This is a genomic window from Polyangium fumosum, assembly GCF_005144585.1.
Classification (GTDB): Bacteria; Myxococcota_A; Polyangia; order Polyangiales; family Polyangiaceae; genus Polyangium; species Polyangium fumosum.
In genome coordinates this window covers 85,206-110,116 of the sequence record NZ_SSMQ01000012.1, presented here as the reverse complement: position 1 = coordinate 110,116, position 24,911 = coordinate 85,206, and the positions used below count along the sequence as shown (strand labels likewise).

Annotated in this window: 22 protein-coding genes; 7 read left to right on the top strand and 15 right to left on the bottom strand. The window is 69.4% G+C overall.

Annotation, left to right across the window (positions count from 1 at the left end; translation table 11 throughout):
* Positions 1-23: 23 nt before the first annotated feature.
* The 4 genes from E8A74_RS14010 to E8A74_RS13995 all read right to left on the bottom strand — a co-directional run bounded on the left by E8A74_RS14010 (position 24) and on the right by E8A74_RS13995 (position 3,354).
* A complete protein-coding gene (locus E8A74_RS14010; protein WP_136929493.1) occupies positions 24-1,676 on the bottom strand; it encodes a DUF2254 family protein in 1,653 nt (550 codons plus the stop codon).
* Between the two features lie 28 nt (positions 1,677-1,704).
* On the bottom strand, positions 1,705-2,541 hold the full coding sequence (locus E8A74_RS14005) for a hypothetical protein (protein WP_136929492.1): 837 nt from the start codon (positions 2,539-2,541) through the stop codon (positions 1,705-1,707).
* A gap of 142 nt (positions 2,542-2,683) precedes the next feature.
* Positions 2,684-3,022, bottom strand: coding sequence for a hypothetical protein (locus tag E8A74_RS14000; protein ID WP_136929491.1), 339 nt, complete (start codon positions 3,020-3,022; stop codon positions 2,684-2,686).
* A complete protein-coding gene (locus tag E8A74_RS13995; protein WP_136929490.1) occupies positions 3,019-3,354 on the bottom strand; it encodes a hypothetical protein in 336 nt (111 codons plus the stop codon). Before E8A74_RS13995 ends, E8A74_RS14000 begins: the two co-directional genes overlap by 4 nt.
* Before the next feature lie 121 nt (positions 3,355-3,475).
* Here E8A74_RS13995 and E8A74_RS13990 point away from each other — a divergent pair, with 121 nt between their 5' ends.
* Genes E8A74_RS13990 through E8A74_RS13980 form a run of 3 tightly spaced genes read left to right on the top strand, consistent with a single transcriptional unit; the run spans position 3,476 to position 6,817 of the window.
* Complete coding sequence (locus E8A74_RS13990) at positions 3,476-4,387, top strand: tetratricopeptide repeat protein (RefSeq protein WP_232379545.1); 912 nt, start codon at positions 3,476-3,478, stop codon at positions 4,385-4,387.
* A 57-nt stretch (positions 4,388-4,444) separates the two neighbouring features.
* A complete protein-coding gene (locus E8A74_RS13985) occupies positions 4,445-5,845 on the top strand; it encodes a protein-disulfide reductase DsbD family protein (RefSeq protein WP_136929489.1) in 1,401 nt (466 codons plus the stop codon).
* A gap of 48 nt (positions 5,846-5,893) precedes the next feature.
* A complete protein-coding gene (locus E8A74_RS13980; RefSeq protein WP_136929488.1) occupies positions 5,894-6,817 on the top strand; it encodes a hypothetical protein in 924 nt (307 codons plus the stop codon).
* Positions 6,818-6,866: 49 nt separating this feature from the next.
* Here the strand turns inward: E8A74_RS13980 and E8A74_RS13975 are convergent, their stop codons facing one another.
* Complete coding sequence (locus tag E8A74_RS13975; protein WP_136929487.1) at positions 6,867-7,841, bottom strand: hypothetical protein; 975 nt, start codon at positions 7,839-7,841, stop codon at positions 6,867-6,869.
* A 61-nt stretch (positions 7,842-7,902) separates the two neighbouring features.
* On the bottom strand, positions 7,903-9,390 hold the full coding sequence (locus E8A74_RS13970; RefSeq protein WP_136929486.1) for a DUF4912 domain-containing protein: 1,488 nt from the start codon (positions 9,388-9,390) through the stop codon (positions 7,903-7,905).
* A gap of 144 nt (positions 9,391-9,534) precedes the next feature.
* On the opposite strand from E8A74_RS13970, the gene E8A74_RS13965 reads away from it, so the two are divergent.
* Entirely contained in the window at positions 9,535-10,206 is a 672-nt protein-coding gene (locus tag E8A74_RS13965) for a sterol desaturase family protein (protein ID WP_136929485.1), read from the top strand.
* 321 nt (positions 10,207-10,527) lie between these two features.
* Here the strand turns inward: E8A74_RS13965 and E8A74_RS13960 are convergent, their stop codons facing one another.
* From E8A74_RS13960 to E8A74_RS13945, 4 genes are all read right to left on the bottom strand, one after another.
* The gene (locus E8A74_RS13960; RefSeq protein ID WP_136929484.1) at positions 10,528-11,226 is read right to left on the bottom strand and encodes an HNH endonuclease; all 699 of its coding nucleotides are present in this window, start codon (positions 11,224-11,226) and stop codon (positions 10,528-10,530) included.
* Entirely contained in the window at positions 11,223-12,581 is a 1,359-nt protein-coding gene (locus tag E8A74_RS13955) for an AAA family ATPase (RefSeq protein ID WP_136929483.1), read from the bottom strand. The genes E8A74_RS13960 and E8A74_RS13955 overlap by 4 nt, the downstream gene beginning before the upstream one ends.
* Before the next feature lie 11 nt (positions 12,582-12,592).
* On the bottom strand, positions 12,593-13,600 hold the full coding sequence (locus E8A74_RS13950) for a D-alanine--D-alanine ligase family protein (RefSeq protein WP_136929482.1): 1,008 nt from the start codon (positions 13,598-13,600) through the stop codon (positions 12,593-12,595).
* 238 nt (positions 13,601-13,838) lie between these two features.
* Positions 13,839-14,657, bottom strand: a complete 819-nt coding sequence (locus tag E8A74_RS13945; RefSeq protein ID WP_136929481.1) for a PP2C family protein-serine/threonine phosphatase — start codon at positions 14,655-14,657, stop codon at positions 13,839-13,841.
* 116 nt (positions 14,658-14,773) lie between these two features.
* Here E8A74_RS13945 and E8A74_RS13940 point away from each other — a divergent pair, with 116 nt between their 5' ends.
* The gene (locus E8A74_RS13940) at positions 14,774-15,889 is read left to right on the top strand and encodes an FIST signal transduction protein (protein WP_232379544.1); all 1,116 of its coding nucleotides are present in this window, start codon (positions 14,774-14,776) and stop codon (positions 15,887-15,889) included.
* A 122-nt stretch (positions 15,890-16,011) separates the two neighbouring features.
* Here E8A74_RS13940 and E8A74_RS13935 read toward each other — a convergent pair whose 3' ends face one another.
* A complete protein-coding gene (locus tag E8A74_RS13935) occupies positions 16,012-18,378 on the bottom strand; it encodes a protein kinase domain-containing protein (protein WP_136929479.1) in 2,367 nt (788 codons plus the stop codon).
* A gap of 60 nt (positions 18,379-18,438) precedes the next feature.
* Between E8A74_RS13935 and E8A74_RS13930 the strand changes: the two genes are divergently transcribed.
* A complete protein-coding gene (locus tag E8A74_RS13930; RefSeq protein ID WP_136929478.1) occupies positions 18,439-19,443 on the top strand; it encodes an ABC transporter ATP-binding protein in 1,005 nt (334 codons plus the stop codon).
* Complete coding sequence (locus E8A74_RS13925) at positions 19,440-20,225, top strand: ABC transporter permease (protein ID WP_232379543.1); 786 nt, start codon at positions 19,440-19,442, stop codon at positions 20,223-20,225. The genes E8A74_RS13930 and E8A74_RS13925 overlap by 4 nt, the downstream gene beginning before the upstream one ends.
* Before the next feature lies 1 nt (position 20,226).
* Here E8A74_RS13925 and E8A74_RS13920 read toward each other — a convergent pair whose 3' ends face one another.
* From E8A74_RS13920 to E8A74_RS13905, 4 genes are read right to left on the bottom strand one after another with little or no spacing between them, the layout of a single operon-like run.
* Positions 20,227-21,024: a hypothetical protein gene (locus E8A74_RS13920; protein ID WP_136929477.1), complete on the bottom strand. Its 798-nt coding sequence runs from the start codon at positions 21,022-21,024 to the stop codon at positions 20,227-20,229.
* Positions 21,025-21,038: 14 nt separating this feature from the next.
* On the bottom strand, positions 21,039-22,085 hold the full coding sequence (locus E8A74_RS13915; RefSeq protein WP_136929476.1) for a cysteine hydrolase family protein: 1,047 nt from the start codon (positions 22,083-22,085) through the stop codon (positions 21,039-21,041).
* A 28-nt stretch (positions 22,086-22,113) separates the two neighbouring features.
* On the bottom strand, positions 22,114-24,057 hold the full coding sequence (locus tag E8A74_RS13910; RefSeq protein ID WP_136929475.1) for a hypothetical protein: 1,944 nt from the start codon (positions 24,055-24,057) through the stop codon (positions 22,114-22,116).
* Positions 24,058-24,070: 13 nt separating this feature from the next.
* Complete coding sequence (locus tag E8A74_RS13905) at positions 24,071-24,895, bottom strand: protein phosphatase 2C domain-containing protein (RefSeq protein WP_136929474.1); 825 nt, start codon at positions 24,893-24,895, stop codon at positions 24,071-24,073.
* Positions 24,896-24,911: the final 16 nt, after the last annotated feature.

Below are 24,911 nucleotides of genomic sequence, written 5' to 3'. Positions count from 1 at the left end.
GTCGGAAATGCGCGCTGTCTGGCTCAGCCTTCGTGCGCGCCGCCGGACGCGGGGGCAGCGGAAGCAGGCTGCTTCGGCCCGCCCGCCTCGCGTTGTGGCCCATCGAGGTGGGGAAACCACTCGAAAAACTGGTGCAAATGGGCGTGCCTCGCGGGCTCGATGTACTCGAAGACCACACCCCGATCGTTGATCTCCCAAAATTCGTTGGTGGTCACGGCGAGCATCTCGTTTTTGATCGAGCGCAGCCGATCGGGCCGCTCGTCGCGCATGTCGCGATGGATCCGCCGCGCCAGATCGATCTCGCCCTTCTGCAGGTAGTACGTCGCGAGCTTGACCTGGGCCTTGCGCACGCCGCGGAGCGACTGCTCCTGCTGCGCCACCTCCGCCTCCTTGTCGACCTCGAGGAAGTTGTGCAGCAGCTCGTCGCGCACGTCCGCGCCGAGATCGTAGGCGAGCTCGTTCAGCGCGCAGAGGTCGAAGGCCACGGTCTCGGTGACGAACGCGAGCTTCATCGCGTGCGCCGTCTGCGCGTAGTACTTGAAATGCCCCGCGATCCGCAGCGCCTCGTCGCCCCATCCTTGCGAGAGGATCTTCTCGCCGAGGTAGCGGTACTGGTTCAGGCAGTTGTAGGCCGCGGGCACGTCCCGCGCGTTCAGCGCGCGGCGCATGTACGTGTTGAAGAACTTGATCACCGTCGCGAGCGCGGCCCGGTCCTCCGCCGCGAGCGCCGCGAGCCCGATGTACCGCGTGCCGATCGCGATGCGGTTGACGATGTCGGGCATCTCCGTGAGCGCCTCGCGGAAGACCATCAAGAACTGCCGCAGCGCCTTGTATTCGAGCCAGGTGCGATCGCTCTGGAGCTTGCCGAGCGCGACCTCGTTCATGCTCACGAAGTCCGCGTCCTTGAGCAGCCGCCCGCGGATCGAGAACCAGCGATCGTCGAGCTCGCTCTTGTGCGGCATGTACGCGACCACGAGGTCGCAGATCGCGTCGACCGTGTTCGAGGCGATCCCCTTGTCCTTCTGCTCGATCGCGTTGAGCCCGATGTCGGCGAGGTGTTCGAGCGCCGAGAGCGCGGTCATGCGCCGGCCGTCGACCTCCTCCTCCGACTCGCCGCGTGAGCGCCGGAGCGCCTGCGCCACGCCGCCTCGTCGGATGCGCTCGACGATCTTGTCGGGTTCGAGGAAGTCGAAGACGTAATTGAAGTACGGCGCCATCACGAGCAGGCTCAGCGTGAGCAGCACGATCGAGCCGATCACGCCGAAGCGCGGGACGAACGATTGCGCCGGATCGGCCGCCTGCCGGATCGCGTAGTTCACCCAGAGCGAGAAGACCGCCGAGACCACGAAGAACGCGATCACCGCGCGGTTCGTCCGGTCCCGGAAAAACATGTCCGTGATACGCGGCGTGTACCGCGTCGCCGCGAGCTGCACGATGATCGACGCGACCGTGATGACGATCCCGAGGATCGCCGCGATCACCTCGCCCGTGCCGCCCATGATCCGGCTCGCGTCGTCGGGCGACATCTCGCCGAAGAGCGCGGTCACGCCGCCGGGCTGTGCGTGCGAAAGATCGAAGAGCCGAAGCGCGACGAACGCCGTCACGCTGACGATCGCGAGGATCGACAGCGGGTAGAGCCACAAGCTGTTCGAGAGCGCGAGGCGAGCTTTGCGCACGAGCCTCCTCGAAAGGACGAGAGCGCGGCTACGGGCTCTCGCCGCCCTCGAGGTCCTCGGCCAGGTAGCTCAGGATGACCTCGTCGAGCGATTTTTCGCTGATGAGATCTTCCCCGAAGATCGAGGTTCCCTGCGCGGGACGCGCGGTCGCGAAGATGGCCGGGGGGCGCGTTTGCGCGTATCGACCCGCCGACGACGACGGCGACGACGCGGGCTCCGGCGTGCCGAGCGCGCGGTAGACGCCCGCCGTGAAGAGCGCGCCGCCCTTCTTGATCGACGCGGGCGGCGGCGGGACGTCCTGCGTCTGCTGCACGAACGCCGGCGTTTCAGGCGCCTTCGTCTGCTGTTCGAGCGCCGCGAGCTGCAGATCGATCTCCGCGCTCGACGGCACCGCGGCCTGCGACGCGGGCGGTTTTCCGCGGAGCGCGGCCTGCAGATCCGCCGCGTTCATGAGCACGGAGGGGCGCTGCGGCAGCGCCGGGTTGTAGCTCGGCGGAGGCGCAGGCTCGGGCGGCGGCGGCGGTGCAGGCGCGGGCGCAGCAGCGGCCGGCGCAGGCGCAGCGGCGGGGGCCGCGGCCTCCACCTTGTCCTCGAAAATGTGGTCGAACTGCCCGTCTCGCAAAGCGACGAACATCGCTTTGTGCTGATCCTTCATCAGTTGACGGACCGTCTCCTGCACGTTCGCCTCGTTGAGGTGCTCCGCGTAGGAGGTCTTCAGGGTCTTCAGGATGCGCCCGCCGTCCGCAAAAAGATGCGTGATCACGTGCGGGTGACGGTGCCCCGAGTCTTCCGTTTGAATATGGAAGACACGCCCCTTGTGCTTGACGTTGTTGTTGAAGCCGAGAAGCGGTGAGATGACTTTCACGGCGATCGATGAGGCTCCTGAAGGCCCGAACAGAACCTACCATAGGGGCCGCCGATGCGACCAGGAAACGACGTGTAGATCGACACGACCGCTGGAATCCTGCGCGCCCACGGGCGCCATTCTTCTGGCTTGTCGGACTTCATCACGGAAGACATCGCTCGAACTCGTCGGCATTGTTCGCGCGCATCGCGCACTCGGCCTCGTCGACAGTGAGGTAGGTCGGGCAGCGAGCGAACGTGGGATCCGTGGAGGCGAGCGTCCGCGCCTGCGCCTTGCGCGTGGCGAGCTCGGAGGCCGGCGGCTTCTCGTCGATCGCGTGGATGATGTGCTCCACGTAACGGTCGAGCAGCGCCGCGCACGCGTCCGGGGAAGGATGCGCCGAAAGCGAGCGACGGACCGGCTTCGACACGACGAACCCCACGACGAGGAGCACGATCCCGAGCGTCGTGATCACCTCGGCGCGGGTCGCCGGTTTGCTCATTCGAGACACCGATCGACCTGCTCGGCCGTCGTGGCCTTGCGCACGCACTCCATCGCGCGCTGCGTGATCCGGCGGCCGACGCACTTGCTGACGAGCTCCTCCCCGCGCGCGGCGCGAACGGCGGCCGTCCTCTTCTGCACCTCGGCCGGGTCCGTCACGTTCTGCGAGGCGAGCTCGATCGCGGCGCTCTTGTCGAGGATCTCGTCGCACTCGGCGCGCGTCGCCGGGCGACCACACCCGACCCCGACGAACCCGAGCGCGAGCATCAGGGAGGCCCCGGCGAGGCCCCTCCTCGCGCTCGAACCACCCTGCTCCGTTACCCGCTGGCCCATGGCGTCGAGACCTTGGCGTGCCTCCGCCCGAGGCGCAACCTCGCCGCGCGAGGGGGCACGGCCTCGTACAGAGGTGCTGTCGAATTCTGGACGCTTGGATGGGCCTTGCTAAGCTCGATCCGTGAGCAAGGCGAAGGACAACCCAGCTTCCTTCGCGCCCGCAGGAGCGGGGAAGACGGCCAAGCCAAAGGCGCCGCGCCGCACCTCGCGCGAGCGCGCGCCGAAGGCGGACATCGCCGCTGCCGTCGCGAAAGAGCCCTCCGCGCGTCGCGAGCGCGCCAAGGCCCCGGCGAAGAAGCGCCCCGCGCGGCCGAAATCCGTGCTCGCCGAGGACATGCTCCGCCGCGCGCTCGAAGCGCCGACGCCGCGCTCCCGCGCGCTCTGGGCCCGCCGCGGCCTCGCGACCCGCGCGCAGCTCGATCGCACGACGCAGGCCATGTTGCTCCGCCAGCTCTACCTCGCCTACTACGAGGAGGGCCGCTTCCCGCAGGCCGCCGCGATCGCCGAGCAAGCGCTCACGCTCGACGTCTTGCCCGACGTCGCCCACCAAGACGCGGCGCGCGCCAAACAGGCCCTCGGCGACGTCGAGGGCGCGGCCGCGCACCTGCGCCTCGCCGCGCGCATCGGCCCCGCGAGCCGCAAGGCGTTCCACTACTGGACCCTCGGCAGCCTTTTTTATCTGCATCACCGCTTCGCCGAGGCGATCGCCGCGATGTCGCGCGCCGCGCGCTGGGGCACGACGGACAAGCCTCTCTACCAGGGGCACCTCGCGCTCTCGCGGCTCGCGCTCGGGCAGGACGTCGATGGGATCGGCGATCTCATCGAGCGGCTCGCCGTCGCGCCCGCGGGCAACGGCTACGGCCGCTTCGTGCTCGGCCTGCTGGCCTTGCATGCTGGCCGACCGGACGACGCCCGCCGCTGGCTCGAGGCCTTCGTCGAACGCACCACGTCCGGCCGGAGGGCCGCCGCCATCGCGCTCCGCGACGAGGTCGAGGCGGCCCGCCAGGCCCTCGCTCGCCTGCCGGCCGATTGACGCGGACGTTGCTCGCGGTTCGGGCCGAACGCCCGACCCTTTGGTAACATACGCGCCGTGCGACCCGCCTTCCGACGTGCTCAACCTCCTCTCCCTGCGCCTCGATCGCTCGCGCCGCTCGCCCTCGCCGTGCTCGCGCTCGGGGTGCTCTTGCTCTCGCCCTCCGCGGCTCTCGCGGCGGAGGACAGCCGCGATCTCTTCACGCGCCTGCGCGAGGACTACGGCCTCGTCGGCGGCGCGGTGGGTGCGTTCGCCGGCGGCCTCCTGACGTGCCTCACGCCCTGCGTCTACCCGATGATCGCGATCACGGTCAGCGTCTTCGGGGCCAAGCAGGCGTCGAGCCGAAAGCAGGCCGTTCTGCTCTCGCTCTCGTTCGTCATGGGCATCGCGGTCCTCTTCACCACGCTGCTCGTCGGCGCGGCGCTCACGGGCAACCTCTTCGGCGCGGCGCTCCAGAAGTGGTGGGTCAACGTCGGGATCGCGATCGTCATGGGCGCGATGGCCGCGTCGATGTTCGGCGCCTTCGAGCTCACGCTCCCCGAAGGCTTGATGCAGCGGCTCTCCAGCGTCGGCGGCGTCGGGTATGGCGGCGCGTTCGTGCTCGGCCTCGTGAGCAGCCTCATCGCCGCGCCGTGCACGGGCCCCGTGCTCACCGGCGTGATCCTCTGGATCGGCAAGACGCAGAGCGTGCTGCTCGGCGCGCTCGTGGGCTTCTGCTACGCGCTCGGCCTCGGCCTGCCCTTCTTCCTCGTCGGCGCGTTCGCCGTTGGCTTGCCGAAGGGCGGCAAGTGGATGGTGTCTGTGAAGTCGTTCTTCGGCACCGTCCTGCTCGTCTGCGCGCTCTACTTCCTGCGCTACGCCATCCCGGCGATGACCAAGGTGGCACGCCATGACACGATCTTCATGGTCGCGGGCGGCGCTGCGATTCTGTTCGGCATCCTGCTCGGCGCGGTGCACCTCGACTGGAGCGACGGCGGCCTCGGCGTGAAGATCCGCAAGGCGCTCGGCATCACGGCCGCGACGGCCGGTGGCTTCATCCTCTGGATCAGCATCGAGCTGCCGCCCGAGATGCCGCACGTCGTGGCGACGGCGGAGGCGGCGGCCGGCAAGCAGCTCCTCACGTGGGAGCACTCCGAGAAGGAGGCGATGGAGAGGGCGCAGCGTGAAAAGCGGCCGCTGATGGTCGATTTCACGGCCGACTGGTGCGGTGCTTGCAAAGAGTTCACGAAGCACACCTTCTCCGATCCGCGCGTCATGGAAAAGGCGGGCAACTTCGTCGCGGTCAAGGTCGACGCGACCAACGACGAGGATCCCGCGGTGGAGCAGGTGAAGGGCAAGTACAAGGTGGTTGGGCTTCCGACGGTCGTCATCTACGACTCGACCGGCAAGGAGCGGCAGCGGTTCACCGAGTTCGTCCCTGCCGACAAGTTCCTCAAGGCCCTCGAAGGCATCGACTGACGGACGCGCCCACGCCACCTCGCATCCTCTCCCGTCGCGAGGTCCGTCATGCCTATCGTCGTCCGACTTCTCTCCCTCCTCGTCCCGCTCCTCCTCCTCGTCTCTGGTTGCTCCGGCGGTGAGCCCCGCCGGGGCCACCTCGTCGTCGGCGTCACGAGTGATCTCCGTGTCGGCGTCGACGTCCTGCGCTTGCACGTGATCCGCAAGATCAACGGCGCCGTCGTCCGCGACGAGGAGCTCTTCTCCGACGGCGCGTCTCCCTTTCAGATCCCCCTCGAGATCGGCTTCTCGGACCTCGAAGACGGCGACGACGTCGACGTCGAGATCGAGGCCTTCGGCGGCACGAGCTTGCCGCTCGTCGTCCGCACCGCGGGCAGCACGATCCGCGCGGGCCGCACGCTCCTCTTGCGGGTCGACCTCGCGGCCGCGTGTGCCGGCTCGATGGCGCCGAGCTGCGAGGCGCCGCAGACGTGCACCGGCGGCGTCTGCGGCGCTTCGTACGTGAACCCCGCGATGCTCGAGGACTACAACGCCGGCTGGTCCAAGGGAAAGGCGGACATCTGCAAGCCGAACGATGGCCCGCCGACGCTCTTCGTGGGCAAGGGCCAGGCGGATTATCTGCCGACGAGCGACTACGAACTCGCGCAGATCGAGGCCGGCCCGCAGGGCGGCCATCACATCTGGATCGCCCTGCGCATGAAGAACCTGCGCCAGTCCGGGAGCATCACGACGCTGACGGGCCACGTCGACGAGCTCGATCTCGACATCAACCCGTTCACCGTGATCTTCACGTTCGACCCTGACGAGGGCGGGTTCTGCAAGCTCTACGGCCTGCGCTTCCAGATCGACGGCGGCACGGACATCGAGCAGCTCCTCGGCAAGACGCTGCTCGTGAAGGCCAGCGTGAAGGACAAGGACGGCGACGTCGGCACGGCCGAGCGCTGGGTGAAGTTGTCCTCGGACATCCTCTAGTCCCGAGGGGGACGCTTCGCGATCTCGGCGCCGACGCATCGGCGCACGATCACCGCGTCGCCGTCGCGTCCTCTCCGAGCCGCGCCGCCTTCCACCGCGACCAGAAGCCCCCCGTCAGCACGTCGAGCGTGCTCTCCGCCTCCAGCACCACCAGCGTCGCGCGCGTCCGCGCCTCCGGCTCAAGCGCTTCGTCGTCTCGCTCCACGCATGCGCGTTGCCACGTGAAGAGCGCTTCGAGGACACGCGCTTCGAGCTTGTGCCTCGTGGCGGCGCGCTCCTCGCGCAGCCGTTCGAGCGCGACCTCCTCGTCGGCGAAGACCAGCCGATCGAGGCGGAACGTCGCGCGTGCTTCGAGCCACAGGCTCGATCCGCCGGACGCCGTCACGCGATCCGGATCGTACTCCGTCGGCGCGAGCGCGCGTGCTTCGTCGAGCAGGCGCGTCACGCGCAGCCGAAGCTCGGGCAGGAGGGCGGACGCGCGTGCACGGGACGCCACGCGGTCGACGCGCGCGACGTGCTCTTCGAGGCGCGCATGCTCGATCGCCGCCGACACGACGGCGCGCGCGACGGACGGCGAGAGCACGAGCCGCGGCGCTTCCCGTGGCGCCACCGCCTCGGCCGCCGGTGCGGCAGAAGGCTCGGGCTCCGGTGCGGGCGCGAGCGCGACCGGATCCACGCTCGTCGCCTTGGAGACGCGGCCTCGCGCGCGCCGTGCCCCCGCAGGCTCGGCGATCCGCTCGATCGGGACCCCCACGAGCACCATCGCGCCGAGATCGTTTCTCCCCTCGTCGCGACGCACGAACGACGCCTGCAACGAGACCCACAACGATCCCCGCGACGCGCCGTCGCTCCAGAGCTCGTGCATCGAGGCGTCGTCGAGATCCGCGACCGCGTGGAACGCCCAGTCGTCGTCCGGCAACGTCGACGCGGCGCGCGCCGGCGTCACGTGGAGAAGCACGACGAGCGCGGCGGCGAGGGCCAGGGGAATGGAGGACCGTACTTCAGAGCCAACTCGTTGGACCATGCGCGTACATCGACGCGAGCCGCGACGAGTTGCGCACGATCCGACGATTTGTCGTCGTGACCTACCGTTCGCGGGGTCCGGGACGAACCTGCTCGCTCGCGCCGCCACGAGGCAGCTCGCTCGCGCCGCCGCGCGCGGGCGCGCTCGACCTCGGCGCCTCGGCGGGCGCGCCGCGGTCGCCGAAATCGAGCGTGGGCCATCGAGCGCCGATCGCCTCGATCCGCCCGGCCGCGCCCTGCTGCGCGGGGGCCATGGTGCCCGTGAGGATCGGCCCGAGCATCGCCTCGATCTCGGCGGGCGCGGGGGCCCCGGCCGCCGCGCGCACCGGCGCTGCGGCCGCGACACCGGCCGGGCCGTGTGCGCCTCGCTCGGGCGTCCATCGCGCGACGCGCGTCGAGACCGACGTCGTGGGCTCGCTGCGCGACGTCATCACCTCGGCGCCGATGGCGAAGGGCTCGAACATGCCGTGCGCGAGCCAGCCGATGCTCACGCGCACGTTGGACCCGTGCTGCAAGTTGCGGAGGTAGGCGTCGCCGAAGAGCGCGTCGATGCGCAGGTCCCGTTGCTCGATGATCGGACCATCCCAGCTCGGGGTGACTTGCACCATGCGCACCACGAGCGCGCCGTCGGTGTGCCGCGACCGCGCGCGCGCGAGGCTCACGGGCCGCACCTCCCAGTAGAGGTAGATCGTCGCGGGATCGACGGCGATGGCCACGATCTCGTCGACGTCGTAGCGCTCGGGCAGCGGCAGCTCCTCGATGGCATCCGCCTCGGGCGCCGACCACGCAGGCGCTTCGGCTTCCGCTTCTGCCTCCGTGACCGCTTCCGCCTCCGTGACCGCTTCCGCAACCGGCGCCGCTTCCGCTTCCGCGACCGCTTCCGCGACCGCTTCCGCTTCCGCGACCGCTTCCACAACCGGCGCCGCTTCCGCTTCCGCTTCCGCGACCGGCGCCGCTTCCGCTTCCGCGACCGCTTCCGCAACCGGCGCCGCTTCCGCCGCGACCTCGACCTCCGCGGCTTCCGTCGTTCTCTCGTCCTCGGTGGGCTGTTCCTCGCTGTCCGTCTTGCTCGGCGTGGTCACGGCTTCCCTCCGCATCTCTTCCTCGACTGCGGGCGCCGCTCCTCCTGCGACGAGCCGCTGCCTCAGCACGCGCGCCTCCGTGTGCTCCGGCTCCCGCGCGAGCACCTCATCCAGCACGCCGATCGCTTTGTCCACGAACCCCTGCGCCGCGTAGATCTCCGCGAGCGTCACGGTCGCGAGCGGCGGCGGCGCCGTCGGCCAACCTTTCGCCGGCGGCGGCGCGCTCCGCACGGCGCTCGCCACGTCGGGCAGGTGCAGACCTCGCTCGATCACGCCTGCGAGCAGATCCCTCGCTCGCCCCATCCATCCACGCGACCGCGCGCGGTCCCGCTCGCTCCGCGCCGTGCGCGTCACGATCTCGTCGACGAGCTCCGGCATCGTGAGCGCGCGCGGGCGGGCCATGCCGAGCTCTTCCGCCAGCGCGATCAGCTCCTCACGCGTCAAACCCTCGAGCTCGTGCCGCTCCATTTCGCGCGCAACCTAGCACGAAGCTCGGCGCGACGAGAGCGTCCAAGGCGGGGGGATTTCATGGCGTCCGTTCGTCCGGAGCATCTCCGCAGAATGCCTTCGGAAAAGCGCGGAGGCACGGCGGCCTCGCACTAGACTTCGAGCATGACGCCGCCGCACGTGCTCGCCTTCCGCGGCCAGGACCGCGCCGAACGCAGGCCGGGCACGCGCGCGTCCGGCTGGGCGCATTTCACGTTCACGAGCCTCGCCTCGCTCGGCGTCATCGTGTTCGCCATCGCCCGCGTCGAGCGTGTCCGCCTCCTCGAAGCGCTCGTCGTCCCGAGCACCTTCTTGTTCGCGAACCTCGTCGAGTACCTCGTGCACCGCGGCCCGATGCACCGGAGGAAGAAGCTCCTGCCGATCCTCTACGAGCGCCACACCCTGCGGCACCACCGCTTCTTCACGCACGAGGCGATGGCGTGCGAGTCCGCGGCCGACTTCTCCATCGTCCTCTTTCCCCCCGTGATGCTCCTCGTGGTCCTCGGCGGCGTGGCCCTGCCGGTCGCGCTCCTGCTCTTCGCCGTCGCCACCCCAAACGCCGGCTGGCTCTTCGTGGCCACCGCCATGGGCTACTTCCTGACCTACGAGTGGCTCCACTTCGCCTACCACCTGCCAGAGCGCTCGCGCCTCGCGCGAAGCCACCTCGTCCGCGCCCTGCGCGAGAGACACGCGCTCCACCACGACCTCGGCCGCATGGCGCACGAGAACTTCAACATCACGTTCCCGCTCTGCGACTGGCTCTTCGGGACGCTGGCGAGGAAGCACAACGACGCGTGAGGGGGTCGCCACGAGGCGACCCTTCCGCGTCACGATGACGCGAGCCCCCTGACGCCGCGGCGACCCGCTCGCGTCACGGTGACCAGCGACCGTCGACGCGAAGCGACCCGCTCGCGTCACGTCGACCAGCGACCCTCGACGCGAGGTGACCCGCTCGCGTCACGTTGACCAGCGACCGTCGACGCCGTGACGACACCCTCGCGTCACGTTGACCAGCGACCGTCGACGCCGGGGCGACACCCTCGCGTCACGTTGACCAGCGACCGTCGATGCGCGGCGAGGGGCGCGAGACACGATGTTCGGGGGATCGGGGAGTGGAAATCAGCCCGCCGGGCGCCGGGAGGACGGGGCTCCGTCGTGGCGCCGCTCGTATTGCGCCATGAAGAGAAGCGCGACGAATCGGTACGGCCCCCTCCGGACGAGCGCGTCGAGGCGGGCGTGGTTGGTGGGGGGCTTGGCGACGTCGAGGAGCGTCTGCCAGACGTCGTAACGAGCCTGGCAACGCGTGGACTCGTTGAGGCCGAACATCCCGATCGTGAGGCGCACCCGCGCCTGCTCGGCGCGTTCGAGGTGCCGGGCCGGCGCGAGCTTGCCGCTGCCCGGCTCGAAGGAGAACCAGCGCAGGAACGCGTGGAGATCATCCGCCTCCGCGGAGGCGACGTCCCCGTCGGGCCGGAGCAAGCCACACGACCACTTCGACTTCTTCAGGCCGCTGTTGCAGAGGGAGCACGAGGGGTAGAGGTTCTGCCAGGAGAGGCCCCACGCCGGGACGGCGTGCTCGGGGACGAAGTGGTCGATGGTCTCCGGAGACGACTCGCGCAGGCGCGCGTCACAGTAGGCGCAAAGGCGCGGCTCGCCCTCGGGGCGGACTTCCTCGTGGAACCAGCGCGAGAGCTTCTTGTTCTGGTGCTGCCAGCCCTTGAGGGCGTCCTTGGCCGAGACGCCCGCGCGATCGAACAAGTACTTGCGCTCCTTGTCGCGCCAGAACGCGGGCGCGCTCCGGCGGCGAAACGCCATCATGGAGCGGCGTCCTCGGCCTGCTCGATCTTCTCGTCGATGGAGTCCTGGACCTCGACCTCGCGCATGGCCACGAGCGTGGCGACCTGCTCGTTGAGGTCCATCAGCCAGCGGCGAAGGGCCAGAAACGAGGGCCAGTCGATGGGGTGCCCCGCGGCGAGCGTGTTCACGGCGCGCTCGTGCTCTTCGAGCTTCCGCTCGGTCTCCTCGTCGAGGAACCGCTGCTCGATGCCGAAGACCTCTTTCACGACCCAGGCGAGCGACTGCCCAGGCTCCAGCTTGATCACGGTCTGCGGCCCGGCGACGAGGCGGTCCTTGCGTGGCCGGATGGAGAAGACGGTCCCTTCCCCTGCGGCGGCGACCGCGAAGGGCGAGTGGACCGTGGCGTAGATGCGCGCGTTCGGGAAGAGCTTGCGGAGCGTGGGGAAGAGGCGCGCCTGCATCGCGGGGTGCAGGTTGACCTCGACCTCGTCGAGGATGAGCCAGAACTCCTGATCGAACGGGGAGATGTCCTTGCGCTCCCAGGGCGTGAGTTCGAGGCGCACGAGCAGATCGGCGAGCCAGGAGAGCGTGCTCCGTAGGCCCTCGCCGAGCATGTCGAGCGGGATCTCCTGATCGTCGAAGAGGATACGCGGAGTGATGCGGCCGAGCTCGAAGCGGATCTCGACGCGACGATCGAGGACGCGGGAGAGGGCGACCTCGAAGCGACGGATGGCAGCGTCGAGCGACTGGTGTGAAGCTTCGAGCTTGGTGCGTTCCTCACCGATGGCCCGCGGGATGAAGGCGAACGTGCGGGCGCGGTCGTAGTCGAGGTTGATGAGGAGCTGGCCGAAGAACTGGGCGGCGGGGTCTTCGCCGAAGAAGAGGTCGCGTCGTCGGATGTGCTCGACGTCGAGTTCCCGCGGGCCGGGGCTATCGAGCACGGGTGTGGGTTGGTGTCCCCGGAAGGCGTAGGCGTGGCATCGCGGGACGGCGGGCCCCGGCGCCCCCTGCGTGACGCGATCATTACCCAGGTGGAAACCCGGACCCGACGCGACGCGCACGTAGTCCTGGTCGATTTGCACCACCCCGACCGCATCACGAACACCGAGCAGAACTTGCGCGCGCGCCTGGACGAGCCGCCGGAAACGCCGCATCCACGCGTTCGTCGGCAGCCGCAAATCCTGGCGCTCTCGATCGACGAGCACCCCCGGACAAGCCGCGAGCGCGATCGCCTGCGCGATCGTCGTCTTCCCGCAGCCGTTCGGCCCTTCGAAAAAAACAAGCTCGCCCGAGCTCCCCGCGGGTGGCTCGGGCACCTCGAAGACCGCGTCCTCGAAGGGCCCGATGCCGGAGAGCTCCAGGCGAGCGACTCGCATACGCGAGGAGCCTACCCCACCGACTTCATCATCGCGACCGGCGCCGTCGCCGCGCTCGCGCGGAACCCGCCTGCCGAGAGCGTGTCCACCGGCGTCTTCCGGCGCGCCGGCTGGGCGAGCTTCGCGCCGTCGAGCACGGTCTCGCAGAGCTCGCCGAAGTCGTAGCCCTTCGTCGCCGCCGCTCGGGCGAGCAGCCCGTCCGGCGAGAGCGCCGGCAGCGTGTTCACTTCGAGCACGTACTCGTTCTCGCCCGCCGTCACGAGCAGATCGACACGCACCGCGCCCGTGCAGCCGAGCGCGCGCGCCGCACGCTCCGCCAGGTTCTGCACGCCGCGCTCACGCTGCGGCGAGAGCTCCACCTTCACGAGCTCGGCCGAGGGATCCTCCAGCATCGCCGTCGGCGTCGCCACTTCCACCGAGCCGAGCACCTGCCCGTCCAGGATCGCGACGTTGATCTCCACGCCCGTCACGAACCGCTCCACGAGCGCGATGTCGTCGTACTCGAACGCCTGCTCCAGCGCCGCCCGCAGCTCGTCGAGGTTCGACACCCGGCTGACGCCCTGGCTCGACCCCTCGCCGCGCGGCTTCACGATCGCCGGGTACCCGAACGAGCCGTGCAGACCGTCGAGGTCCGAGAGGTCCGTGTCGACCGACACCGTGTAGTACGGCGGCGTGGGCACGTTGTGCAGGCGGAACATCTCCTTCGCCTTCAGCTTGTCCATCGCCAGCGCGCTCGCGAGCACGGACGAGCCCGTGTACGGGATGCGCAGCAGCTCCAGCAGCCCCTGCACGCAGCCGTCCTCGCCCATGCGGCCCGAGAGAGCCAGGAAGGCCACGTCGATCCGGGCTTTCTGAACCACGGACGCGAGGTCGGGGCCGTAGCTCTCGCCGAGCGACAGGCGGACCACCTCGTGGCCGCGCGCCGTGAGCGCCTCCGCCACGGCATGTCCGGCGGACAGCTCCGACGACGATCCACCCATGATCACGCCGACCCGCCTCCGCATCGATCGCCTCTTCATCGAATCTACCTCCGTCGACGTGAACGCTCGGACCACGTCACGACCTTCTTGCCGGCGGGTATCAGACAATCGAAGGAGGGGTCAACAAAACGGACAACTTCGGATCTGCACGGGATGATTCGGGATCTAGAACATCGGAACGATGTTCTAGGGAGATCGCAACGCGAGCTCCCTCGGGGGGTGAATCGGCCGGGCTCCGCCTGGCCGAGAGGGGGACGCGAGGCGTCCTCCTCCGGGACTACACAACCTCGACAAGAACGGCGGTGATGTTGTCTTTCCCCCCACGCCCGTTCGCGAGGTCGATGAACCGCGTCACCGCGTCAGCGCCCCCGAGCGCCGTGACCTCCGGGATCTCCTCGGTGTTCAGGTAGCCGTGCAGGCCGTCCGAGCAGAGCAGGTACCGATCCGCCGCCCGCACCGCGAGCACCGCCGTGTCGACCTCCACGTAGTCCCGGTTGCCGACAGCACGCGTGATCACGTTCTTGTGCGTGGCCTTCGCCGCCTCCGCGGGCGTCAGCAGGCCTTGCTTGATCTGCCAGGCGAGCAACGTGTGATCCTCGGTGAGCTGCACCGCGACCCCCTCGCGGATCTGGTAGATGCGGCTGTCGCCCACCTGCCCCAAGACCAGCGATCGGCCGAGGAAAAGCGCCGCGCTGATCGTCGTGCCCATCCCGATCTTGTCGCGCTCGAGCTCCGCCATCGCGTAGATGAGGTACGTCGCCGCCTGGATCGCCCCCTCCATGATCCGGCAGGCCGCGCGCGCCTGGGCCTCGTCGAGCTCCCCGTCGATCGGACCGAGCGTGCCGAGCCCGCGCTTCACCATCCCGTGGATCGTGTCCACCGCTTGATGGCTCGCGACCTCGCCCGCGGCATGGCCCCCCATCCCGTCCGCCACGATGTAGAGCCCGAGCTCGTCATCATGGAAGAAGGCATCCTCGTTGCCCTTGCGATGCTTACCGACGTCGGTGCGCGCCGCCGAGCGGACAGGCCACCGCCCTCGAAGCGTCGGCGCTTCATTTTGACGCAAGGCGTCGTTCCGGTCGTGCGGTGTGCCCATCGTGGAGCTCGTACCATTCCGACGATAATCCGCCCCGGCCCCCCCTGTCGAGAGGGCCGTCCGCTCGGGTAGACTCCGTCGTCATCCCTATGGCAGCGCGGAGCTTCTGCACCAGCGTGACCTCCCCCGACGGGCTCTCGCGCGTCCTCCGAGAGGCGCGCGGAGCCGTCACCTCCCCGACCGGGGGGCTCGTCTTCGTGACGGGCCCGCTCTTGCCGCACCTGCGCACGCTCGCAAGTCGCGTGGCGGCCGCATGGAGAGGCGTGCCGACCGTGCTCGTCCCCAGCGCCGGCGTGCTGCACGAGCGCGCCGAGCTCGAAGGGGTCCCCGCCGTGAGCGGCCTGCTCTGGAGCGGAGGGCAAACGACGCCGTTCGCGCTCGACGGCGCAGAAGACGCGCCCCGCGCGCTCGGCGAATCGATCGGGCACGCCCTCGGCGCGCGCCCCTCCTCGGCGCTGCTCTTCCACCGGGCCGAGGGCTTCGACACGAGCCTGCTCGAAGGCCTCGCAGCCGCGGCGCCCTCCGCGTGTGTCTTCGGCGCCGGCACCGTGGGCGCGGGCGGCATGGTGGTCACGGCCGACGGTGAAGAGCGCACCGCGCGCGCCGTGGGGATGGCGATCAAGGGGCTCGCCTCGCCGATCGTCGCGACCTCGCCCGCGTGTCGCCTCGTCTCCGATCTCGCGCCGATCGACGAGGTCCACGCAGGCCTCGTGACGCGCGTCGGCGGCCGCAGCGCGCTCGACGAGCTCTCGCGATGCGCGCCCGGCGCCGACAACCCCGGCGCGCCCTCGCCGCTCGTGTTCGCCGCGCTCGCCGAGCCGGACGACGTCACGGAAGACGGTCGCCCGCGCTTCATGATCCGACCCGTGCGCGGGATCGATCCCTCGCGGCGAGGCGTGATGATCGGCGCGGACGCGCGCCCCGGGCTGCGCATGGCCTTCGCGGTGCGGGACGCGCAGACGGCGAGGACCGAACTCGAAGCGATGGCGCGTGTCGTCTCCAAGAACGCGCTCGGCGCGGCGCCGCGCTTCGCCCTCTACGTGACGTGCGCGAACCGCGGCCAAAGCCTCTACGGCGTGCCCGACGCCGAGGTGCGGATCCTCCGCCAGCGCTTTGGCGATCTCCCGATCGCCGGCATGCACGCGGCCTTCGAACTCAGCCCACGCGAAGGCCGTCCGTCACGGCTCGACCTTTACACGAGCGTGCTCGCGCTCTTCCGCTCGCCGAGCTAGCAGCCTGTGGACTTATCTGCTGCGCGCCCCGAATCGTCGGTCGACATCGCTCGAAATCCTTGAGGATTCCTCGCTCCGTCGCCCTAGCTTCGGGGCGCTCGCGACGATAAGTCCACAGGCTGCTAACCGGCGCGCAGCGCTTCCAGCATCCGCGCCACGCGCTCGTCGACGATCACGCGCGCAGCTTGGAACTCTGGTGTCCCGCGGAGCGGCGCGAGCAGCGGGCAACGATCCATCCACAGGAGATCGATGAGCCCGCTTTGCGCGCAGGGCAGGATCGAGCCGATGGCGCGCGCCACGTCGCCCACGTAGAGCGCGAGCTCGACCTCGACCTGCCGGAAGTACGCGGTCCGCCGCCATCCGCCTTCGTTGTTCGCCATCGCCTGCTGAAAGGTCGGCGAATCGAAGGGCGAGATCTTGTCGAGCAGCGCGTCGCGGATCGCCCGCTGGATGGGCGCATCGATCTTCACGTTCCGCAGCCGCTCGGCGACGCTCCTCAAGAGCGCCTCGTCGCGGTACCAGATCGCGTACCGCGAAACGCCTGCGAAGTACGCGAACTCGCCCTCGACCGTCCGCACCTGTTCGAGGAGCTGCTGCGCGCCGTCCCGGTCGCCGCGCAGCATGGAGACACGCGCGAGGTTCCGGGACACCGAGGGCGCCGCCGGATCGAGCGAACGCGCCGTCTCGAGCACACGCGTCGCTTCGTCGAGCGGACCCGACTCCGAGAGGATCATCCCGATCAGCCCATAGGCCTCGGCGAGCGCGGGCGCGCGTGTGATCGCCTGGCGCGCGCTCCGCACCGCGCCGGCCCCGTCGCCGGCCTGGAAGAGCCCGTGCGCCATGGCGAGGTGCGCCTCGGCGAGGTGCGGGGCCGCCACGAGCGCGCGCTCGGCGGCTTGTTTCGCCAGCACGGCGTTGTCGCCGTTGAAGAACGACATCCGCGCGAGCGCGCTCGCGTAGCCGGACAGGATCGTCGGGTCCTCGGGCGCGCGCGCGAGCGCTTGTTCGAGCAGCTTCACGGCTTCGCGCACGTGCTCCACCCAGAACTTCCGGTACTCGACGCGCGCCTTCAGGTAGAGCTCGACGGCCACGGGGTCCGTCGGCGACTCGCGCGCGGGCTGGGCCATGTCGACCGTCAGCGCGTCCGCGATCGCCTTCGCGACCTCGTCGTTCACCACGAAGAGATCTTTCTCCGGCCGGTCGAATCGCTTCGCCCAGAGCTGGAACCCGTCGGCCACGCTGAGGACGCGCGCGCTGATGCGCACGCCCGCCGGCGTCCTGCGCACGCTGCCCTCGACGACGACCTGCACGGCGAGCTCGCGCCCGATCTCGCGCGGGTCCTGATCGACGCCCTTGAAGCGCATCACCACGCCGCGGGGCCGCAGCTTGAGGCCACGCGTCATCGACAGCGTGTCGATCAGATCGTCGGTGAGCCCTTCCGCGAGGTACTCGTCGTCCGGCGGCCCGCTGTTCCGAAAGGGCAACACCGCGACCGTCTTCTCGGCCGCCGCCGCCGCCTGCGCGGCCGGTGTCGGCGTGCGGGAGCTCGTCGTGGGCGCGACGAGCGTCGTCACCGGCAGCTTGTTCATGGCCGGCAAGGTCAGGCTCGTCAGCTCCTCGGCCACTTCTTGCGCCGTGCGATATCGCTCGTCGCGATCACGCGCCATGCACTTGAGGACGATCGTCCCGCACGCCGTCGGCAAATCGGCCCGTTTGACGCGAGGGTCCGGCGGCGGTTGCACGAGCCGCGCCGCGGCGACGCTCACGATCGACTCCCCGCGCCACGCTTTTTCGCCCGTGAAAAGCTCGTACAGCATCGCGCCGAGGGCATAGATGTCCGCGCGCGTGTCGATGTCGGCGAGCCCCTGCACCTGCTCGGGCGCCATGTACGCCGGTGTCCCGATCACCGCGCCGACCTGCGTCCGCGCGCCCTCGGGCTCGTGCATCCGCGCGATGCCGAAATCGGTGATCACCACGCGCCCGTCCTTCGCCAGGAGCACGTTTTCGGGCTTCAGGTCCCGGTGCACCACGCCGGCGGCGTGCGCGGCGGCGAGGCCCGCGCAGATCGCCGTCGCGATCTCCACGACGCGCGCGACCGACATCACGCCTTGCCGGGCGAGCGCCACGTTGAGGGGCTCGCCCTCGACGTATTCCATGGTCAGGTACTTGTCGGCGCCGTGCTCGCCAATGTCGAAGACGCGGGCGACGTTCTTGTGGGTGACGCGGCGCGCGAGCTTCACTTCGCGGCGGAACCGCTCGAGCATCCCCGGCTCGTTCACGAGGTCTTGCCGCAGCACCTTCAGGGCCACGAGCTCTTCGAGCTCCTCGTCGCGGGCGCGGTAGACGCTGCCCATGCCGCCGACCCCGAGCAGGCCGAGCAGCGTGTATCGACCGGCCACGCGATCGCCTGGGGCGCTCGAAAGGACCAGGCCTGTCGGCGCCTCGCTGAGGGGATCGGGAAACGTTGGGGTCGCCTTGAAGTCGGTCATGTACTGCTGCGACGGAGGCTAACCGATCTGGGCCGCGTTCGGTGCTACCCTCCGCCGCCCATGGACGCCGCCGTCGCGGTCCGCGCACTCACGAAGGTCTATCGTGTCCACGAGCGCCAGGCCGGCCTCGCGGCCGCGCTGCGCAGCGTTTTCCGCCGAACGTACAAGGAGGTTCGTGCCGTCGAGGACCTCTCGTTCACGATCGAGCCAGGCGAGCGCGTCGGCTTCCTCGGCCCGAATGGGGCGGGAAAAACGACCACCTTGAAGATCCTCTCGGGATTGCTGCACCCGACGAGCGGCGACGTGACGGTCTCGGGCCACGTCCCGCGGCGCCGCGAGGCCGGTTTTTTACGGGCGATCACGCTCGTCATGGGCCAGAAGCAACAGCTCCTCTGGGACTTGCCGCCGGCCGAGACGTTCGACCTGAACCGGGCCATTTACGGCATCCCCGACGCGGCGTTCGCGGAGACCCTCCACGAGCTCGAATCCCTGCTCGACATCGGGGCGCTCAAGAAAAAGCCCACGCGCCAGCTCTCGCTCGGCGAGCGCATGAAATGCGAGCTCGCGGCGGCGCTCCTGCATCGCCCGGGCATCCTCTTCCTCGACGAGCCCACGATTGGCCTCGATGTCTCCATGCAGCTCGTCGTGCGGGAATTCATCCGCAAGTACAACGAGAAGCGCGGGGCCACGGTCCTGCTCACGTCCCATTACATGGACGACGTCGCCTCGCTCTGCCCGCGCGTCATCGTCATCGACCGGGGCAAGCTCCGCTACGACGGCGACCTCGCCAAGCTGGTGAAGACGATCCGCCCTGACAAACGGATCGTCCTCGTCTTCGCCGCGCCGCCGGATCGCGCGGCCCTCGAACGTGTGGGGACGATCGTCGAGCTCGAAGGGACACGCGCCGTCCTGCGTGTCCCGCAAGCGGACGTGCGCGAGGCGGTGAGCCACCTCGTCGCGAGCGCGCCCACGAGTGACCTCACGATCGAGGATCCACCGCTCGAAGAGGTCATGCGGGATCTCTTCGCGCGCCCCGCCGAGGAGCCGGCCGAGGCGACCCGGTGAACCTGCTCCAGGTCTATCCGACGCTCCTGCGGGTGGGCTTCTCGGCGGCGCTCGCCTATCGCGCCGAGCTCGTGATCTGGATGCTGACGACGACGATGCCACTCGTCAGCCTCTCGATCTGGACGGCCGTCGCGCGCGAGGCGCCCGTCGGTCGATATGGCCCTGGCGAATTCGTGGGGTATTTCCTGGCCGCGCTCATCGTCCGCCAGTGCACGGGCTCCTGGCTCGTCTGGCAACTGAACCAGGAGATCCGCCAGGGCACGCTCTCCCAGCGCCTCTTGAAGCCGATTCACCCGCTCTGGATCTACAGCGCAGAGAACCTCGCCGCCTTGCCGCTCCGGGCCGCCCTTTGCCTGCCGGTCGTCGTCGTGGCCGTCGTGTATGCCGACATCACGCGGAGCGGCCCGCTCCTCGCGATCTTTTTCGCCTCCCTGCTCGGCGCGTGGCTCATCAATTTCTTCACGATGGCCATCATCGGCTCGCTCGCGTTTTTCCTGGAGAGCTCCACGAGCGTCTTCGAGCTCTGGCTCATCACGTTCATGTTGCTCTCGGGGTATGTCGTCCCGCTGGAGCTTTTCCCCGGCTGGGTGCGCGGCGTCGCAGAGGCCTTGCCTTTCCGCTACACCCTGGGGTTTCCCGTCGAGGTCGTGATTGGCCTCATGGACCTGAAATCCGCCCTGCGAGGCCTCGCCGTGCAATACACCTATGCCGCCGCCGCCGCGGCCACCGCCATCCTCGTGTTTCGCGCGGGCGTGCGGCGGTTCGGGGCGTTCGGCGGCTGAGCTACCCGAGAAACCCGCCCGCCGCCGCCCGCGAAAACCCCGCGTGCTGGCTCGCGCGCATCGCCGATTGCGAGAACATCCGAAACGCCCGCCGGATCTCCCCCACATCACTGCGCGGCGTCAGGATCCAGCGATCCTCGATGCCCATCGCCCGGAACACGTCGCGGAACGGCGTATGCCCATCGTCGATCCCCATCGCCGCCACGATGTGCTGCTCGCTCGCCAGCATGTCGCGCACGAGCACCCGCACGTCGCTCGCCTTGGCTTTGCACGAGCCCTGATCCGCCCCATCCGTGAGGATCAACGTCACGCTCCGCACGGGCACGCCGCTCTGCGCAAACTCCTGCGTTTTGGCGATCACCGTCCCGAGCAGCACGACCGTTTGATCGTAGAGCGGCGTCCCGAGCGTGGGATCGTAGTTCTTCACGGTCATTCGCTCGGCGAGCGCGACGGGCCTGTACGGATAAAGCACGAATCCATTCAGGTACCGCGTATGCGCCAGGATCGAATCCTTCTGCTTCGACGAAGCGAGCGCCTCGACCACCGTGTTGTGCCCTTCCCGCAGGAGATCGGCGTTCCCGGAGAAACGGATCGACCCCGAGTCATCCGGCATGATCGTCACGAGCACGACCTCGGACGCTTGCACGTCGTCCACGCCCACGCCGAGCCCGGCCTGGATCTGCGCCCCGATATCGAGCGCCGCGAGCGCCGCGAGCGCCTCCGGCGAGAGCGACCCTTCCTCCTCCGCCGCCTCGAACAGCCGCCGGATCTCGTGTCCCTTCCCATTCCCGTTCGTCATGACGTCCTCCTCTCCTATTTCAACCAGCGCCCGATCTCGTCCGTGCTCTTCACCAGGTTCATCCCCGCCGCCGCGAACTTGGCGAGCGCCTTGTCGGCCTCGGGCGTGAAATCCGCTGCGAGCCCTCCCTTGCCGTCCGGCACCGTCACGGCCGACATGCAATCGGTGAGCAGGTAGATCTTCCGCGCGAGCGCGGCGTCGACCGAGGCGATCTCGCTGAGGATGTCGTCGATCGAGCTCTTCACACAATGGCTCGCCGCCTGCCCGGCGATGATCACCACGTCCGCCGCGAGCAGCGTCTTCAAAAAGAGCGTGTTCTTCTGCCCGAGCGGCTGCCCGTCGAAGCGCGTGAGCACCTCCGGTGAGAGCACCGAATAGTTCTCCGTGAGCGGATTGCCGCCCTTCACCTCCACCCACGACTGCGCCCCGCGCACGTACGAATGAAAAAGCCTCGCCTCGTGGATCGCCCCCACGAGCGCGTGCCCGTCGCTCCCGAGCAAGCAATGCGGCGGCCACAGATAGAGCGTGTACTTCCCGGCCTTCTCCAGCTCCTCGCAATAATGCCGCACCTGCTTCACGAGCCACGGGTAGTTCCCGCCGCAGAGCCATTTCGCCATGGCCGGGTTCGGCCGCACCTCGCCCGCGTCGACGTCCCGCGTCGTGATCACCCGGTGCGCGGTCAGCGGCTTGCCCTCGCGATCCACCCAGAACGACGGGAAGAAGATCTGGTGCGAGAAATGCGTATCCATCGTCGTCGTGATCGCCGTGAGCACGTCGAGGTTCTTGTAAATGAACTCGGCGATGCGCCGGTTATCGTCGATCGCGCCCCGCCCGCTCCTCCCCGCCACGAAGAGCGCGCCCTCGGGGTGGCAAAAATCCTTCTGCACGTCGATGAGCAAGAGGTGCACGTTCGTCTTGTCCGCGCCCGCGGGACGGATGTCGAGCGCCTTGCGCCAGTCCTCGGCGGCCACGAAGAGCAGCTCCTCCTTGGGACGATGCCCCCATTTCTCGGCGCTCTTGTGATCGTAAAAGACCGGCAGCGGAAGTTCCTTGTGGTTCATGATGTCGCCTCTCGTTTCTTTCTTCGAATCAACCCATCCCGAGCGCCGTGATCTCGCGCGCCCCCACGACCCAGAGACCCGCGGATCCCGCGAGGATCCGCGCGCCTTCCTGCACGAACGGCTCGGTGTCCGGAAAACGCCGCGCCTCGGCCGGCCCGCCTGGGCCGAGCTCGACCCGCACGAGGCCGCTGTCCGTGGCCACGAGGAGCGCGCCCCCGATCGCCGTTTTCCCCGCAATCGACCCGAGCCACGAGCCGTCGCCCGCCTCGGCCTCGGCCACGCCGAGCAGCGCGCCGCTCTCGGCTATGACGGCGCACCGGTTCATCGTTCGACCGGCGCGCATATACGTCACGAAAAACCAGACCCGCTCTTTATCGATCGCGGCGTCCGCGGCCACGATCTGCCCGCTCGGCCAGGGCAGCTTCACCGAATCACGAATCCCGCGGCGCTCGGTGTCCCACGTGAACACGACCGAGACCGCGCCCGCCCGATAAAACCCGAACCCGAGCCGCTCGCCGGCCCAGATGCGGGTCTGTCCCGCCAGCACCTCGCCCCAGGGCTCCGCCGCGCCTTCCGCAAGGCCCGCGAGGGGCGAACCGAAGGGTCGCGCGGCGCGCCGGAACAGGCGCCCTCCATGGACGAACCATCGATATCGATCATTCACCACGAACGCGGGCTCCTGCCCCAGGACGTCCACCACAATCGCCTGCTCGGTTTGCCCGGCCTCGAATGCCACGACCCGCCCGCGCCGCCCGATGAACGTGGTTTTTCCCTGGATCCAGAATCGCAAGGCCCCGTCGAGGGGCCCCCGCGCGAGCTCCGCCCCGTCTTCCCGCTTGTACACGCCCCCCTCGTGCACCACGTACGCCGGCGCGTCGCCCACGAGCGACGCCGCGACCACCGTGCCGGACGTGGCGAATTTGCGAGACGCCTTCACGTGCCCCCGCACGACGATCACCTCGCGCGCCGCGCCGTGATCACAGACCGGACAACGCACCCGCGCATGCTCGGCCCCGCACGACACGCACGCCGTGAAGCGCAGGCTCTCCAGGAGCGCGAGCGGAAACGGCGCCCGCGCGTCGCGCTCGAAGATCGACGAGAGCGTATGCAAAAGGTCGTCCGGCAACACCCCGTACGGGATCGCTGGCTTCGGATAACGCACCTCCGGGTCGAACACCGTGATCCGCCGGAGCGGCCGCGCCGCCTCGGGGACACGTTTCGCCGGATCCCGCGGCCGATACACGCCGCCATAGGGCCCCACGCAGAGCAATGTGCCCATGACCATCACGGCGAACGCATACCAATCCGACGCGGCCGTGAAGGGCCGCGCGGGCCGCGGACGCGGCTCGCTCGTCTCGCAGAGCAGCGGATCGACGAAGCGCTCGGTGTACACGGGGCACGGAAACCGGCCGAATTGAAAGCTGTCCGCGTCCACGATGTGCGCCTCGTCGTCCCGCACGAGCACGTTCAGATCGTTGAAATCGCCGATCACCATACCGGCGTGATGCAATGCCGCCACGGTCGCCCGGAGATCCCGCAGAATCCTCGCCGCGCCCTCCCCCCCGAGCGCCCGGCGCCGCGCCGGCTCGCCGAGGCCCATGAGCGGCTCGGCGCCCGCGATCAAGCGCATCGTGTATCCGAGGATCGTGCTGCCCTTCCGATCCTTCGCGAGCGCCATCGGCGAAGCGACCCGCGCCGGCAATCCCGCCGGAAACAACGGCATCTTCTCCTGCACGAGCGCGAGCCTGTCCGCCGCCGCGCGCGCCTCGACCGAGACCCCGGCGACGTCCGGATGATCCGGGCCTTTCCAGAGCTTCAGCGCGAGGCCGCCGCCGAGGTCGAAGACGTCCGCCTCGCCGCCCTTGCCGATCGAGGCCTGCGGGCGCACGCGAAAGCGTTTGTCGTCGATGTACACTTCCATGGCACACGTCTCCCGTCCTCGCCTCGCGGCGAGCCCGAACGGCCATTTCATTGAAATCCCTCTGCTAGTCCGGGGCGCTCGTCTTCTTGCGGCGCACGACGAGCACCGTCGTATCGTCTTCGAGCAGCCCCGGCTCCTTGTGGATCCGCCGCTCGTCCCAGAGCGGCCGCGTCACGTCCCGATTGACGAGCGCGAGCGACCGCCGCACCGCATCGGCATTCCGAAAGTACCGATCCTCCGACCAGAACGCCCGGAGCGGCGGCACACGCTCCCCGTGCGCCCCGGGGATCCCCGCGCCTGCGAGCGCATCGAAATCGGCCGCGCCGTCCGTGCCGACGAGCACCGAAGTGAGCGCCGAGGCGGGCAAGACCCGATGCATCAAAAGTCGCGGCCCCGCCCCCGCGAGCCCATACCCGAGGTACGGCGGCGCATTGCCGGGGAAAGGCCCGAGCCGCACGACCTCGTCCCCGACGACGAAGATCCCGTCCCCGGCGCCGAACACGACCGCCCGCTCGGCGGAGATGGCCACGCCGAGCACGGTGAACAGGAAAAACTCGGCCACGCCACGCGCGTGCGCGATCCCCATGTCCTGCGCGGCCGAGGCGAGCGCCACGAGCAGACGCTCCCGCACACGCTCGAACGTCGCCTCCTCGCCGATCGCTGCGCCGGCCTCCATCTCGCGGAGCACCTGCGATGCGAGGATCCGCGCCCCGATCGCCGCCCCGATCTCGTTGTGCGCGCCGCTGCCGCACCCGTCACACACGACGCCGACGATCCCGCATTCGGCCGAACGAAACGCGAATGCGTCCTGATTCGGCTTCCCGGCGAGGACGTGCGAGCGCCCCGTCACGCTGCCCGCGGCCACCTCGAATCGCTCGTCGACGCGCATGACGACCTCCCCGGCC